The sequence below is a fragment of the Carboxylicivirga sp. genome, from assembly GCF_982718395.1.
On the sequence record NZ_CEXQWX010000003.1, the window covers coordinates 48,390 to 66,119 of the forward strand.

The 17,730-nt window shown below is 35.8% G+C and carries 10 protein-coding genes; all 10 read left to right on the forward strand.

Going from position 1 to position 17,730, the window contains the following annotated elements:
* Positions 1–145 precede the first annotated feature (145 nt).
* A complete protein-coding gene (locus AC4MRQ_RS01215; protein ID WP_491195808.1) occupies positions 146–337 on the forward strand; it encodes a hypothetical protein in 192 nt (63 codons plus the stop codon).
* Positions 338–418: 81 nt separating this feature from the next.
* Complete coding sequence (locus tag AC4MRQ_RS01220) at positions 419–616, forward strand: hypothetical protein (RefSeq protein ID WP_491195809.1); 198 nt, start codon at positions 419–421, stop codon at positions 614–616.
* A gap of 121 nt (positions 617–737) precedes the next feature.
* Positions 738–4,244, forward strand: coding sequence for a PKD domain-containing protein (locus tag AC4MRQ_RS01225; RefSeq protein ID WP_491195810.1), 3,507 nt, complete (start codon positions 738–740; stop codon positions 4,242–4,244).
* An 11-nt stretch (positions 4,245–4,255) separates the two neighbouring features.
* Positions 4,256–4,798 carry an OmpH/Skp family outer membrane protein gene (locus AC4MRQ_RS01230; protein ID WP_491195811.1) on the forward strand — a complete coding sequence of 181 codons (543 nt, stop codon included), beginning with the start codon at positions 4,256–4,258 and terminating at the stop codon, positions 4,796–4,798.
* 2 nt (positions 4,799–4,800) lie between these two features.
* Complete coding sequence (locus tag AC4MRQ_RS01235) at positions 4,801–5,415, forward strand: hypothetical protein (protein ID WP_491195812.1); 615 nt, start codon at positions 4,801–4,803, stop codon at positions 5,413–5,415.
* Between the two features lie 11 nt (positions 5,416–5,426).
* Positions 5,427–11,867, forward strand: a complete 6,441-nt coding sequence (locus AC4MRQ_RS01240; RefSeq protein ID WP_491195813.1) for a hypothetical protein — start codon at positions 5,427–5,429, stop codon at positions 11,865–11,867.
* Positions 11,868–11,900: 33 nt separating this feature from the next.
* The gene (locus AC4MRQ_RS01245) at positions 11,901–12,623 is read left to right on the forward strand and encodes a hypothetical protein (RefSeq protein ID WP_491195814.1); all 723 of its coding nucleotides are present in this window, start codon (positions 11,901–11,903) and stop codon (positions 12,621–12,623) included.
* A gap of 114 nt (positions 12,624–12,737) precedes the next feature.
* Positions 12,738–13,172 (forward strand): hypothetical protein, encoded by a 435-nt coding sequence (locus AC4MRQ_RS01250; protein ID WP_491195815.1) that lies wholly within the window; start codon positions 12,738–12,740, stop codon positions 13,170–13,172.
* A gap of 66 nt (positions 13,173–13,238) precedes the next feature.
* The gene (locus tag AC4MRQ_RS01255) at positions 13,239–13,802 is read left to right on the forward strand and encodes a hypothetical protein (protein ID WP_491195816.1); all 564 of its coding nucleotides are present in this window, start codon (positions 13,239–13,241) and stop codon (positions 13,800–13,802) included.
* 207 nt (positions 13,803–14,009) lie between these two features.
* Positions 14,010–17,730, forward strand: a 3,721-nt coding sequence (locus AC4MRQ_RS01260; protein ID WP_491195817.1) for a putative Ig domain-containing protein, incomplete at its 3' end; no start/stop codon positions are given.

Genomic DNA, 17,730 nt, shown 5'->3' on the forward strand with positions numbered 1-17,730 from the left:
TTGGGAATCCTTTTCTTTTTATTAGCTAAGTGGTCAGTTAAACAACTGGTTAGTTGATGCCACATGTAATGCCGCACGTTTTTTTTTATAATAATTCCTAACTCTTATTGCTTTGCCGCGTCAAAATAAAACTAAACTTAATGTTATGAGGAGAATGAATAAATGTCTTTTGTTACTTATACTTGTTGGGGTTCAGGTTCAAAGCGCTGAAGCTTTTTTAGTTTCAAAACATTATCACAAGGGGGATATGTATCTCTCTCGTTTATTAAAAGAAAAAACTTACAAAACAGGAATTGAAGAGTTAGATCCAACTATCAGACCCTTAGCTGTCATTTAGATTTACACGATGATTTTAGCTTATTGAATTTAGGCTTGCAGAGGAGATTGATATTTTTTAAACAAGTAATAGAAACAAAGGATGGAAAGGTACATATTTATCAGACGTATGTTTTATTTTCTTGAATTATGTGACAAGCGATCAACAGGATCTCGAAAAGAATTGGCCAATAAATTAGACATGTCTGAAAGTTCTATTAAAAGAATGATAAATGACCTGAGAGATGCAGGTATGGATGTGCGATTTGATTATGGTTTTAGAAGTTACATAAGAAGTTAATTGATATTTATTGAAGGTTGTCTTCAGAATAAATTAAAAGGGTCATCAGGTGACCCTTTTTCGTGTTTATGTTTGTAGCCTTAAAATTATACTATTGATCAATATTGATTTAGCAAACCATATGAGAAGACAGAAAGTTATAGGTAGAATAAGTACTATTGTGTACTTCTTTAATCCATTTGGTTTAAAGGTATTTGCAGTATTAGTTAATGTCATAATTGCTTTCTCAGTTTTTTCACAAACACCAGTAACCGATAAGTATGTGGATGCAGTCCAAAAAGAAATTTCAATTTGTGGTTCAGGAGCTCAAAATCACTTAACTGTTGATTTGGAAGGAATCTGCACATACGAGGAATTTAGGTGGGAACACGATGGTGCGGGATATCTAAAGGATGGTAATAGCTTGAATGCACAATATGTTGTTAATCCCAAAGATGTTGGGAAAATAATACAAATAACGCTTTCTGGAAAGGAAAATGATATTGTTGTTGAATCTATTGATATTAATTTAACTATCCGGCAAAATGAAACTCTTGATTATGATTTGAAGATAAAGGATGAAGAAGTTTTTTTTGATGATTATCATTTAACTTCAGGCGTTGCATTTTATCAGGCGGCACCAATTAAATTTAGTCATGTAGATGCTGGTGTTCAACTAAAAAATTATGCAGGTGATGATGTTGTGTTAAGTAATGGTATTAATGATGGCGTAGTAAGTCATGCTCTTCTTAAGATCTTTTTACATGGACTTTATCAAGGATCAAGTTTATACTCTTCTTACATTACTATTCAAACAACTAATGCTGGCGACGAAGGGATTTTCCCCTTGGAGAATGCTTTGGAGTTGTATGTGGTGGATCAAGAGTGGGATTACTCTTCTGTTACCTGGGATAACTTTTCTGGAAAAGTAGGTGACGCAATACCTATGACTCAATATAATGAATATGAAATTATTGATAATGGAGTTAAGAAAATTAGAAAATATTTCAAATTTGATATAAAATCAATTGTTGATAAATGGTATTCAGGAGAAATGCACAACCATGGCTTATATTTAAAGATGGCTGAGGAATTAGAGTCATCAGCTATTGATATCAAAGTAGAGGCGAATAAATCAATAAATGATCGTGTATTACTTTTTGCATACCAAGATAATATACCAAATATTTATTTGTGTGAAGATCATGAGTTGAATGTATCAGTAAAGGATGGGGATGGTTCGACACTATTATCAGGAAGTGGAATTTCTAATTCTCATGGAGATCTTTTTACGATTCCTTCACATAAAAGTATGAACCTTATTAATCGAGCATATATTTTAAATGGTGTTGAATATGATAGATGTAAATCTCGATACATGTTTTTTACAAGAAAGACGCCAGTTGTTAATTTATTATCAAACACAACCATTGATGGAAGATTGATAGGTGAGCCTGCCTTTTATAAAGTGCGAAGTGGAATTTATAATGCTATTAAGAATGTTGAATGGGTTCACAGTGGAACAGGAGAAATCGTATACGAAAATCATGATCATGAACATAAATATCCAAAATATATTTCTACAGAGGATGATTTTGGAACTATAATTGACTTAACGGCAACTGCTTATTCTACCAAAGATTGTACCCCTGAAACAGGAACTACAAAAGTTAAGGTACTTTACCCTCTTTATCCATATGCCGGATCTTCAGAACCTATCTGCGGATATAAAAATGTTGCCTTAAACGACGCTAGTGTAACTTATGAACTGGATGAACAAAAGGCTGAAAAGGCAAAGGAATATGTGGGGAGGGTAGAATGGACAACAAACGGTAACGGTAGATTCTTAGATCCGACATTATTAAATACAGAGTATGTTCCTGCAGCTGATGATGGGGAAGTGATATGTACATTAACAGTTTATAGCTTAAATGATTTTAACTCCAAGTCAAGTTCAGTAAAACTAACCTTCGTTGATGTTGATCATTTATCAGTTGATTTTGGTGAATACGATGGTGCGTTGGTGGGTGAAGAATTTCTTTTTGATAAGCTTGAATTAATCAATGTTCATAATCCAATCTGGTCATGTAATGGTAAGGGAGCATTTCGAATTGTAAATGGAAAGCCTGCTTATACACCTGTATCAGAAGACCTGGATAACCCGAATCAATCTGTCGATATAGAAATCACATCTACTTGCATGGATCAACCGCAGGTATATGCTTTAAAAATATTACCATCCCTTGAGGGAGGTGTTATTGATGATCAGGAGATTTGTAAAGGAGAGAGTGTACAATTAGAGGCCTATGGAGGAGAACGGTATGAGTGGTCTCCGGGCACAGGGCTTGATGATCCGACAACTGCATCACCAATCGCAACAGTCAGCAATGACGCATCATACAATGTCAGAATTTTTAAAACGATCAATGATAAAGAGTACTTTGTAGATAAAACTGTAAGTATAAAGGTTAAGGAGTCGCCTGAGGCAGTTTGTGATACAGAGCAAATAGAAGTATGTCCGGGTGAGGGATTTAGTTTATCAGCAAAAGAAGGAGATGATTATACTTATCAGTGGAAAGCTAATGGAGAGCTGCTTTCCGAAGAACGAACAGCATTATTAAGTTTCCCTGCATCAACTGAGATTGAATTAATTGTAATGGATAGCCAGGGGTGTTTTGCAACAGATCAAGTGATTGTAAGTGTAATTGAAGGTAACGACGTATTGATTGATTATGAGTCATGTACTTCTCAAAAGGTTGAAGTTTCATCTTCAGGTTACGATACATACTCGTGGTTGCCGGAATCATCCTTTTCATGCAATAATTGCAATAAAACGGAAATAATAACCCCTGAAAATGAATCGAATTATCAGCTTGTAGCAACTAAGGGGAAATGCTCATTTATAAAAGACTTTAGCATTCCTTTGCAATCAAAACCAATAATTTCGGGGAAATTATCATACCAGGTTTGTCCTGGAGAACAGATAATGTTTCAATTAAACTGTACTGGGAATATAATAAGCTATAGCTGGTCGGGACCGGATAATCTTAATTCGACAACAATACTAAATCCAACCGTTATGAGTCCTGAATTTTCAGGAGTATATACATTGACCGTAGTAGATGCGAATAATTGTGAAACTTCTGAAAGTGTAACATTAGAGGTAGTTGATATTCCTGAGATAAAACTCGAAGAAAGCATCTCGATCAGTCGCGGGGAATCAATTGATGTAAAATTTGACAGATCAGCTGATTGGATTGAGTGGCAACCTGAAACGGGCATAGGCAATCCAAAAGGTTTTTACACAAGTGTTTCTCCTAATGTAACAACAACTTACTTAATTTCAATCGGGAAGGATCAATGTGTAGAAACTGCAGAGTTTATAGTTGAAGTAAAAGATGTTGGATATGCCGGCTTTAGTTATGTTTTTGGTGAAGATAATTATACGGTGGTATTTACGCCAGAAGGAGAAGCAGATGAATTCAAATGGACTTTTGGGGATGGTAATGGTTCAAATGATAAGGTTGTCACAAAAGTATATGATAAGCCTGGTGAATATGAGGTTTGTTTGTCTACAAAAGAAGGTGGTGAAGTATACTCACATTGCAAAATAATAAGCATTAAAGAGAACGACAGTAATTGTCAGTAAAACATAGGGCAATGAAGATTATTAAGGTAGTATTATTGGTTATTGTAGTTTCGGTTTTGACCAACATTGTTTTATATGTTGTGACTCAAAATATGAAGAATGAAAAGGTTGGCTTTGTGAGAACTGCTTATGTTCTTTCAAATTATGAAGCGATGATTCATTCAAATCAAGTTTACGAAAAAGAAAGCGCAAGGGTAAATGCGAATATTGATACTTTAAGATCTCGATATCAATCTTTAAAAGAGCTTTTAAAGCAATCTAAAGCAAAGAAACGGAAAGATGTTGAACATAGGTTGTTAATTGCAGAGGATGATTATAACAGGTATACGGGTAAAGCACTGGAACAACTGGAACAAAGACGCTTGCAACTGACAAATAAAGTCATTCTTGAGATTAACTCTATAATTGAAGATTACGGTAAAAAGAAAGGATTTAAAGTCATTCTTGGAGCTACTGACGATGGTAGTATTCTTTATGGTGATACAAGTTTCGATGTTACTGAAGAAATTCTTGAAGTCCTTAATGCTAACTATAAGGGACAGAACGATAATTAGATATGTTGAAAAAAGTTACAATATCAAAACTGCCTTTTATTTTGCTTGTGCTTCTTTCCGGAGCATGCAAGCAGAATAACGTTTATAGTTTGATGTCTGAAGTTGAAAAGGATGAAAAACTATGTGGGGAAGTGTTAGTTGAGGACATAAAAATTAACTGTCATTACAGACCACCATTTTACCTGGCAATGCGTGAACTGTTAAAGAGTGGTAATGAGTACGAAGATACTACAGGTCTTTCCAAGGAATTAGGGAATTATGACGATGCGCTATATTTTGATATTAGATTTTCATTAAAAGATGAAGGAAATATCATATTATATAACGTTGGTGATCGACGTATGTATGCCTCCAGAATTGATTATTTGAATAACCACGTCTATAATGATTTTTACATTCTGACTAAAAATATGCAAAAGATAAAGGCACTTGGGCATAGTTTTCAGAATTCATTCGGGGCAAGTAATGCATGTGATATCAGTCTTGTATTTCCAAAAAGTTTCTTGGAGAAGGAAGAAGAGTTTGAGCTGATATATAAAGATCGGGTTTACGGTATAAAGAATAAATGCCGCTTTAAATACCGGATAAAAGAATTGATGAAGTATAATTTTAATTAGATAAGTTGTTTATGACAATCTTTTTAAATCCTAAAAATAAACTGGTAAAAGTAGTTAGTATCACTTTGGTTGTGACTTTATTGTCTGAACTGTTTTTACCAACAGTTGCTATGGCCATGACGACTAATGGCGCATCACAGCCAGAAGTGTTTTCGTACCAACCGGTTGATGCGACAGATAATGTCAGTCTTACAACTGGTGCCTTCAACTATACAATTCCGGTTACTTCTATACCAGAATATCCGATGGCGATATCATATCGTTCAAGTAATAGGCCAGATACAGAAGCAGGGATGTTTGGTTATGGTTTTCATGGTTTTTCAGGGGCAATCGGGCGCAATATGCTTGGTTTACCCGATGATATAAGAGGGGCTACGCGTAATTATCATTATCAAAATCAAAAACAATGGTCGGCAACTGCAGGTGCAACTGTAAGTCTGGCTGGTAATAAAGTGAAAATTCCTGTTTTCGAAAAGCTAGGAATTAGTTCAAGTGTATCAATAACTGCAGGGTATGATAATTACCAAGGTGCTTTCGGTTCAATTAGTTTAGGTTTATCACATACTTTGTTCGATGTTGAAAACAAGTACCTTACTGCTACCGGAAGTTTGGGATTAAGCCTTACCTCAGATAGCAGAAACACAAGGGCATCTGTTAATGGTGGTTTATCAGTAGGAGTTAGTACTAATTCGGCAAAAGATTGGCAAAATAAACTGGTTGCCCAAAATGGTGGGCTTGGATCTTTAGGTTTTGGCTTTTCTCAACAGGTTGGAGGTAAGGGAAGTACATTTTCATCTGCCAGTGTAATAACTTCTGCTGGAATAAGTAACTTCTCAACGACCTCAGGTAGTTGTGTGCAATCTCTCGCTGCATTATCAAACGTTTTACCAGTTAATAAGGGATGGGGTTTATCAATTACAGTGCCAATACCAATGCCAGCAGCAGGAATTTCAGTTTCTGTAAAAGCAGCTTATAATGAAAATAAACTTGATAGAAATAATATAACCAAAAAGGTATTTGGGTATCAGTATTTGGGTGATGTAGACAGGAAAGATGAAAGTCATTTAGGAGACTTTACTATTGAAGGTGAAAATATTTTTCCAAGCGATGATTTAATTAAAGAGAAAGGTTATGATCCCCGATTAAATCCAAGTTATCTTCAACGTGATTATTTTGTAGCCAATGCCATGGGCTTGGGAGGCTCTATGCAATTGAACCATGAGGAGTATGGAGTGGTTTCAAGAGGTGGTTCCAGAGTGCAATATCGTGATATTGGTTTGTTGAGTGTTAAGACTTCAAGAAATGAGTCATTTTCATGGGCAACAGTAGATGAAGCGAAATTTAATAACGGGGTTGATTTATTGAAATTACTGAAAGGAGGAAAATCAGAGAATGACTTTGATAATACCATGTTTAAGCATATTCCTAAGGCCAGTCTGGTTACAGATAAGCATACTTTTGGTAATACTAAATTTAAAATGAGGGGTGAGCTGTCCGGAGAATATAACTTAGCGTCTCGAAATTTTAAAGATGATGATATAAATAAGTTTGACATTGTCAAAATTCAGGGATCGGGTGGAAGTGTTTCTGGTTTTCTGCGGGGTGGACGTAAAATAACGTTATTTGAGCCTAAGGCCAGTGCGGCTACACAGCGCTTATTTGATAATGCGGGAGCAATTGAAACATCAACAAATATAAGCTACAGAACTTTGGGTGAAACGATTGAAGCATATGATGCTTTATTGACTATTGATCCGGAAGATCATGTTGATTCTGAGAGTTTTAATTTTAGCCAATCGTTTTACACGCATAATCAATATGAGAAGGTTACAGGGGATAAAACGCAGAATGTTATCTTGAATAACCATACATCAAGGTTTAATATACTGGCGCACCTTAAGGAGTTAAATGAAAAGTCTGAATCAGATATTTCATCTGTAATTAGTTCTGTTGAAGTGCAGAATGTTTCAGGTTTAAAATACATCTTCAACTTGCCTGCATTTGCCAAAGAAACAGAAATGACCATGCTAAGTGGCAAAGGGGTTAATCCTCCAGTTGTTAGAAATGGAGAATATAAGTCATTCGGTAATAAATACCGGAACAAGGTTAAGGTTAAAGATAACTATTCCTATCCCTATGCCTGGATGCTGACTGCTATTGTTGGAGAAGATTATGTGGATTTTGACGATATACCTGGTCCAAGTGATGGAGATTTGGGGTATTGGGTGAAATTCAGATACACCAAAACTGCAGATGGTTACAGATGGAGATTCCCATTTACAGGAATGATGTATATGCCCAATTCAATTACCAGTTATGGCGATGATTCATACAATATGACCACGGGGCAGAAAGAAATCTATGTACTTGCTGAGATAGAATCATCTCAATATGTTTGTCGTTATAATTACGAAAAACGATTTGATGGTTTGGATGCAAAGGATCGCATCAACGGAACTAATCGCAATCCGTTAGCAGAGGGCGATCCCGGTAAAGACGACTTGTTTAAGGAAGATTATACCGGTGATAATTTTCAATTTGTGGTTACAGGAGTTGATTTATATAAAAAGCATATTGAGGGAGAACATTCCAAGCATGTTTACACTTCTTCTGCTCCAGGTAAAATTGTTAAATCAACCCGGTTTTATTATGACTATTCAACAAGCAGTGAGGTGCCTAATAACCTTACGAATTACCCGGGAATGGATATTGATCAGGGTGATTTGAGTTATCACTATAATCCAAAAAATGGTGAAGATATTGGAGGTGGACGTTTGACACTCAGAAAGGTTCAGCATCTGGCATACAAATCTAATGGAGAGAGTAAAGCTTTACCATCTTATACCTTTAGTTATTATTCTGATGATAAAGATGGTAATTACAATCCTTCATACAATAATCAAATGAAGGATATGTGGGGTAATTATAATCAAAATGCCTCTTCGGTGGAGATACCCATACCTGGCAAGAACAAGGGGGTTCGATTATACAATCCTTATTGTGTATACGAAAAGAAAGTTGCCGATGTAAATGCTAAAGTATGGCAGTTAAAGAATGTTAGCTTACCCAGTGGCGGAAAAATGGAGATTGATTATCAGGCACAATCCTATGCTCATGTTCAGGATAAAAAAGCTTGTGTGATGAGGAGGCTCGAGGATAAAGCTTCAAATGCCGACGCCTTAGATGCATTTGGTGAAAATACACGTGTATCAATTGATGTTAATGATATCTGCCTAGATGAAATTAAGGCTAACGGAGGTGCTAACCTTAAAGGATTAAACCATATTATGAAAGCAGGAGATATGCTTTACGGTGAAATATCTTTCTATCAGTCCTACTTCACACCCGAACCAGGTAAACAGTTTGTAGCTGCTACCGAAGTAGAATTAGTTGAGATATTAGACGATATTCATTTGAGTGATGATAATCGCTATTATCAGTCGATTGTTGTAAAGGCAAATAATAAAGAAGAGAATAAAGCCAATTGGGGTAAACCGCCATTTTTCAGGGAGGTGGAGTTGTACATGTATAATAATTCAGAGCAAATTACATGTATCAGGCAAGCCGTGCCGATGACAAGTCATAATATTCAATCCGAGCTTAAGAAAATGGATAATATGGGGAAAGATGATCCTCTTGATGCAGCTAAGAAAGCTCTGAATAATTTTAGGAATATATTTAAATCCAATGGCGAGTTTAAAGATGTGATTGATCTGGATTTCGGAAAGCCGGGAAGATCATATATAACTGAGATGTCTTTTATCCGGACACCTGTTTACAAAGCTAAATATACTGGTACCAGAGTGAAACAGATCAGGTATCATGATAATTTTAATTACGCTTCTAATAAAGAAGAAGGAAATAGTTACGGATCTATCTATTACTACGATCAGAATTCTGATGGAACAGGTGAGTCAGCCGGAGTTGCAACGATAGAGCCGCTGGGTAGTAAGGCTATGGCCATTAATACAGATGAGTTGGTGGGAATGGGGTACTTACCATCACCAGCTGTAATTAGCGGGAAAACAACGCTTGGGGGATTGTACAAAGATATAGAGCCAGATGAGAAAGGAAACCGGTCAAGAGATAAAGGAAAAACTGTTTATGAATTTTATACACCTAATGACAAAAGTATTGGCTATAATGCTTTGGAAGCAATAAAAGGAGAGCAATACAAAGGAGCACCTGCTGATTTAAAAGGTCATTTCAATCAATTTGGAATGCTAACCTTCCTGGTGATTAAGATTAAGATTTTTGGAAGAAGGATTAATATTAAAATTCCATTGATCTTGCCGATTTCTGTTAGGTGGAGACGAAAGCATCACTATAAAATGAAATCCTATTCGTATGTTGATTATACGGATATCTATGGACGACCTAAATCAATTGTTCAACTAAACAGTGGTGGAACAACAGAAGGAAAACAAGAGTTTAAATACTTTGGTGTAGATGAAGGGGTTCCGGTGTATAAAGAGAAATTTATTACTAACGGACCTAAGTTGATGCGACCGGGTAAAGTTGACCAGGCCTGGTCAGAAGCGTGGTACTCGAAAGAAACTGATTTGTCAATGATACCATGGTTATTGCATTTTAATGCGAAAACTGAGCGTTACCAGAATTATATCAATATGAAGTATTCATACGTTCCTCCGGTTATGAAGGAGGTGATTACTTCCGTTGATGGACAGAAAACCATTACCAAAAATACAGGATTTGATTATTACACGGGTACCCCGGTAGAGGTGAGAAGTACAGATTCTTACGGTAACGAGAAGATCAAACGTACCAAACCGGCCTATTGGGAATATACAGAAATGGGGCCTGTGGATAAGAACTCTAAGAACCTGAACAAGCTAACAGCAAAAGCTGCTTCTTACTTGTACCTGAATGAAACAAACAAGGAGAACTTACTGGGTGCGAGTGTCACCCGCTGGAACAAGAGTGACTGGAGTATTATTGATTATTTACAGCCTGAACGGAAAAAAGCAGATGATAATACCTACAAATATGTTTATAATTTAATTGACGGTTCTGCTGTAAAATCGGCTTATAGCACATCGGGCAGATCTGACGATTTACATGTACGGAGAAATATATTCCTGTATAAACCTGTAGAAACGTATACTTATGAGACAGCGTTAAACTCAGACGGTACCTTTCAATCATTTATAGACTTCAATCATAAGGGAAGTAACGATACCTGGAAAATGGTAAGTAAATCAGAACTTTTTGATGCTAATGGAGTTTTGGTGCAGGCAAGTGATATTCTTGGTAAACATGTGTCTCAGCACATGGGTTATAATTCATCGAAAGCAATCAGTGTTGTTGCCAATGCTTCTTATAATGCTTCATTTTATGATGGAGCAGAGAATACCTATGACGTGAACAACAACATAATGCTTGAGAATAATAGAGTTAAAATTGGAAACGCCACTGTTTTTAAGGGAGCTTGTGAGCCTGAGTACAGTACGATCACATTAAACAGCAAGGATTATTTGTCTGGGTCAACAGCTACAAGTGTTGATGTTGTTAATATTGATAAACCCGCTCTTGTTGAAACAGACAAAGTGTTTGGACAATTGGATGTAACGTTCTCCAATGGACTGAGCAGAATGCTGTTTATATCAATTGATGATCAAAATCGCTACAATTTAACATCTTCTTACGGAGAGGATTTTACCGGTTTTATTGTGATGCCGGATAATGATAATGCATCTGATGATTTGCTTTTTGACTGGAAGCAAATAACCAATCTGAATATTGTTCCGTTAGATGAAAACTACGGTTTTTCAGTTAGTAAGACGGAAAGAAATTTCCAGGAATCTTATGCTGATTGTACTGACTTCCCGGTAAAGGAGTACAACCTGCCCGAATCTGATTGTATGGGTGATGTACACACCGGAGATTACGCTTTTGCGCTTAATGGAGGAGGAGTTGAAGGTACCTTGGTTTCCTTAGAGAAGAGTAAATTGGGAGATAAAGAGTATAATCGAAAATACAAGGCCATGGTATGGGTAGCCAACACTTGTCCTTCAGGCACCGAATTAGTGATCAGGTATATTAATATCAACAATGAAGTAAGTGAAGAAAGAGTAGATGCAAAAGACACTTATGCTTCTTCTGGCAACTGGAACCTGCTCAGGTGTAATTTTGATACGAAAGATATCAATGGAACAGACACAAAAAAGGTTGAAGTACTGATGCGTAATAATTCAGAACTGGGCGTTGCTGTTTATGATGACTTAAGGGTGTTGCCTTACCATGCAGAGATGAGTAATTATATATTCGATCATCGATTTGATCGGGTGACCTCTACGCTTGATGCAGATAACTTTGCCACTTTCAATGAATATGACGAAAGAGGTCGCGTCATTAAATCATCCGTTGAAATTGATGGTATTGGTAAGAAGACCATTAAGCAAATGTTGTATAACGACCAAAAACTCGATTAAGCAAGTATTCAATTATAAGAAGGAAACACGATTATGACGAATATTTCGAAGATATACTTATTGTTTCTAATGCTGTTTGTTAGTATTCAGTTGAAGGCACAGGTTGATAGCCTGGCGTTTGATATTGTTGATAAAGCGATTGGATTTATATACAATGAAGGAGCAGGAGCTATCTACTATGAGAGCATTGCACAAAACGTGGAGAACCCAATGGACATTTTTGATTTACCATTGTATCAGGTGGATAAAGGCGGGCATTGGTTTATGGATGGTGATCAATTTGAAATCAAAACCGCCGGTACCATTGCACTTTGTGATGGTGAGTTGTTGAGTATAATTGATCAGGAGATGCAGATGATGTACGTAGACTCAGTTCGTGAAGAACCGCTGATTAAGCTGGAAGGGCAGGAAATGACACAGGAAGAAATGATTGATAATGTTTTTGGAGAAGGCCACATGAGATATGAGGGTGAAGAAGAGGTCAATGGAATTCCGTGCCATAAAGTAAAGGCCAACCTGGAGAAACTGGACGGTGAATATGTGTTTTACTGGGTCAGTAAGGATACCAACCGTCTGTTACTGATGGCTGAACAATCGGAAGAGCTCTATACAGTCTACCTGGTTAAGGAAGTAAAAGCACCACCCAAAAACCATAACTATAAATTGGTTTTGCCTGATGAAGAAATAACTGATTTTTATGGTTTGCAGGTGATTGATATGCGTTTTGCCAATCAGTTTTTATCACAAGGCGGCTAATGTAGAAACTTAATTTAAAATAGAAAATATACTCGTTGAGATAGGGCTCATTTTAGGAATGGGCTGGTAATCAACAGCCTTAATTTAAATAATAACGAAATAAATAGTATGAATATGAAGTGTGTTTTTTATGCCTTTATGGTTTTAGGATTGAGCTTATTACAACAAACAACAATAGCTCAAGTAGAAGCTCAAAAAGCTGAGATTGAATATGTTGATGTAATGCCCATGCCGGGATTCCCAAATGAATCTGGAGAAGTTACCGACAATGCCATTGATATAATCTTAAAATTAAAGAATCCGGAACTGGCAGGAAAGGCCATGGTTAGTGTTAGGAAGAAAGATAATCCCAATGGAATACTTAGCACAGTAGAAGTTAGGGTTTTTGAGAAAAATGGACTAATCCATTATGCCATTGGAAAGCGGGAAAGAGCATTAAAAAGAAATGCGGCTTTGGTGAATATTCCAATTGGAGAATTAGTGTGGGAAGAGGTGAGTGTGGAAGTGACTTTGTATGATACTAATAATAACGAGATTGATAAAAAATAATAGAAAATGAAAAATTTTAAACATTGCTATTGTAAATAGCGGTGTTTAATATTAAAACAAAATAAAATGAAAAAGATATTAGTTCTAAGTTTTTTTATAAGTGTATTAACCTCAACTATGTTTGCACAGGTTAATATTTCGGTATTTTCTCATAAATATGGATATTCCCTTAGTACTGGTACACGTTATGACAGTCGTTGGATTGTTTGTCAAGAAATTATTGGCAGAAATTATACAGACTATGTTCAGGATAATGAGTTGTATAGTACAGATTATAATTATCATTTTCTTATTCCTGTTGAACTAAGTACGCTAGAAGGTGTTGCTAAAGTTGTTGTTTCGATAACCAATAATACAACTTACAACAGTTCAAACCCTTTGGATATATCTATAGAAGTACCAGTTTTCAATGAGGATGGTGTAATGTATTACACATGCAATGGAATTAAAAGAATTATAAAGGATCACAGACTCTTGATTGATACTAATTATATTGCACAAAAATCAATATATACTACTAATACCACTAATAGTAGGAGTTTTGATTTCAAAATTGAAGCCTATGATGAATCAGGTACTGTATTAAAAACATATTCCGCTACAAACGGTATTTACACAACTTGCTATTAGTGTAAATATGTAAGACCGATAGATCTATTATTTATCAAATTGTTTTGCCTGTAGTAGGTTATATAATTAGCTTGGTCGCTCTGTTTTATACTATAAAGTATAATTAACCTATTTAAATATATAACATAAATAATAGTTACAAAGTGTAGCTATATGCACCTGTTATGCCCAATTATTATGAAGTTATTTAATAATACTATACATAAAATGTCTGTAAATAAAAGGATAATTCTAGTATCCTGGTTAATAGTGTTGCGTTGTTTATTTACGCAGGCAGCTATTACCAGTTTTACATCAACACCTTCTTCTCAGGCTTATGTTAATTCAAATTACAGTTACCATATTACGGTTGATAAAAGTGAAGTAATAGGTACTTTATCTTATAGTATTTTTAATAAACCAGCATGGTTAACGTTAGAGCTTAACAAAGGAGGAGATGCCATTTTAACAGGAACTCCGCCCGAAAGTGCTTTTGGTGATTATACTTTTTATGTGTATGTAAAAGATGATGAGTCGTATGCCAGCCAAACCATACGGCTTGAGGTGGATAACCTTTACCCTAATGCCATACCGAAATTTGTAACAGAACCTGATAGGCAATGTAAACCAGATGATAAATATATATATTATTTTAAAGTTTCGGATGGAGATTTAAAGGATGATATTAATTTTAAAATATACAATAAGCCCTCGTGGTTAACTTTTACTGATAATGGCGATCGAACAGGTTTGTTAAGCGGTACACCCCCTGAAAGTGCTTTTGGCGATTATACATTTTATATATATGCTTCCGATGGAAAGAATTACACCTATCAAACGATACGATTAACAGTTGATAATAATAATGCAACTCCACTGTTTGAAACTGAGCCTAATTTGCAAGCAAAAGTAAATAAAAACTATATTTATTATTTTAAAGCCTATGATGATGATTTATGTGATAATATAGTGTTTAAAATATACAACAAGCCTTCATGGTTAAGCTTAACTGATAATGGAGACCGAACAGGTTTATTAAGTGGTATTCCTCCCAAAAGTGCCTTTGGCGATTATACGTTTTATTTATACGTAAGCGATGGAAAGAATTATAGCTATCAAACCATAAGATTAACCGTTGATAATCAGAACTCCATTCCTGTATTTGAGACACAAACTGATGTAAATGCAAAAGTAAATGAAAATTACATCTACTACTTTAAAGCCTTTGATGAAGATTTATGTGATGACTTAGAGTTTAAGGTATATAATAAGCCAGCTTGGCTAAGCTTTACCGATAACGGAGACAGAACAGGTTTATTAAGTGGAATACCTTCTAAAGGTGATTTTGGCGATTACACGTTTTACTTATATGTTACAGATGGAAGGAATTATAGCTATCAAACTATACGAATAACTGTTGATAATTATAACTCAACTCCAGTATTTAAAACCGAAGCTGCAAAACAGGTTTATACAAATGAAATGTATACCTATTACTTTAAGGCTCTTGATGAAGATTTATCTGACAATTTAACCTTTAAGATTTATAATAAGCCCTCGTGGTTAACTTTCTCAGACAATGGTGATGGTACCGGATTATTATCAGGAGTACCTACGATGTCAGAATACACTGATTATACCTTTTATTTATATGTGACCGACGGGCAAAATTATAGTTATCAAACCATTCGTTTAGAGGTATTGCCCAATCCTTTAATGCTTGATGGAATACCAGATAGCCAAGTTAATTATAAACCTGTTTTTGCAAACCAATACCTTCCGCAAGCAAAAATTGATCAACCGTACAAAGCGGTAGTGTTTGCTTATGATTTAGAAAATAATGCAACATCAATATTAAACTCGGCAAACAACCTGCCAAGTGGTTTACAACTTAAAGTAACAAATAATCAAAGTGGGTTACTCGTAGCATTTATAGAAGGTACACCATCTGCTATCGGAACACATGCATTTAACTTAGATGTGTCTGATGGTGTAAATACAATCAATAAGCAATATAGTATTACTGTTGAAGATAGTAATCAGGCTCCTGAATTTCGTAGTAAAGGTAATAGTGTACTAAATTTAGGTGATGAATATGTATATAACATATTGGCTAACGATATTGATGGGGATGATTTAATTATCTCATGCATAGGAGAATTACCCGATGGCTTAACGTTTAGTCAATCTACAAATATTACAGCTGTTTTAAGTGGTAATATTGCTAAGGCAGGTCACTATGATATAAAATTATCAGTTTCCGATGGGCAAAGTACTACCTATCAAGATGTATTTATTGATGTTCGCGGTGATGGTTATTTTGGAAGTTTCACCAATTATATAGCCCTTGATAATGGGGTAAATGCACCAGTATATTTCGGAAATTCACAAGAAATAGTATTAAAGTCAGGAAATTCTTACCCGTTTAATTATAAGCTGTACTTTAACGATGCAGATGAGGAAGATTTAACTATTTCTATATTGGGCGATATTCCTGAGGGCTTAACATTAACGCAAAATGGTAATTGTTTGGCTACCTTGAGTGGTTATTTACAAGAAGCTGGTGAGTATTCCATAAATATAAATGTAGAAGATGAAGCAAATCAAATCACTCAGCAAACATTTACTTTACATGCTGTAGGAGATGGGTATAAAACAGATTTTACCAACTACCAAGAAACTACAAATGGTAATAATACACCTGTAATTACAAGTAGCGGATACGAAATAGTTTATAAAAATGGAGATTCATATCCATGTAATCACGAATTGTATTTTAATGATGCTGATGAAGATGTCCTAACTATTTCAGTAATGGACGATCTGCCTGAAGGCTTAACATTAACACAAAATGGTAATTGCAGTGCTGTAATAAGTGGTAATTTACAAGCACCAGGTAAGTATACGTTTACTGTTGAGTTATCAGATGGTTCAAATATTGCTCAAAAACTCATTACTATTCATGCAATAGGTGATGATTATAATACAGATTGTACCAACGAGGATAAACCTGGTGAAAATAGTGCTCCTTATTTTTGCACTCTTGGAAATGCAACAATTTTTGTGGGAGAATTATATAGCTATAAAATAATAGCAAATGATATTGATGGAGATAATGTTAGTTTCCAGTACGATAACACCCAATTGTCAGGAGTATTGGATATAGTTGAGTCGACGACTCAATGTGCTACAGCCATATTAAGCGGAACGATTAATCAAGCTGGAGTTCATACAATTGAAGTTGGAGTTACAGATGGAAAACAAACGACTTTACAAACAGTTGCTATAACAGTTTTAAGTAATAATAATCCACCAACCTTTACGAGCACACCAGTTACAAATGTTGTGGCTAATGAAGTATATACTTATGCATTAACAGCCACAGATTCAGATCAGGATGATTTAACGTTTACTGTTGAAGGAGACTTGTCAGATATCTTATCTGTTAATTCTGTAATTAATAATAGTGGCACCAGCACCGCTAGTCTGACAGGTACTATTGCCACCGCGGGTACTTATACTGTTATACTAAAGGTAAGTGATGGTTCCGAAGCTGATACACAAACCTATGAGCTTGTTGTGTCCGAGCCCAACCATGCACCGGTCTTCACCAGCACACCGGTCACCGGTGTCGTGAAAGAAGCGCTGTACAGCTACCCGCTTTCGGCGACCGATGCAGACCATGATGACCTGACTTTTACAATAGAAGGCGAGCTGTCAGATATCCTGTCTGTCAGTTCAGTCGTCCATAACAATGGCACAAGCACTGCAACATTAACAGGTACCATCACAGCTGCCGGTACCTATACCGTTATACTCAAAGTAAGTGATGGTCCCGAAGCTGATACACAAACCTATGAGCTTGTTGTGTCCGAGCCCAACCGTGCGCCTGTGTTCACCAGCACACCGGTCACCGGTGTCGTGAAAGAAGCGCTGTACAGCTACCCGC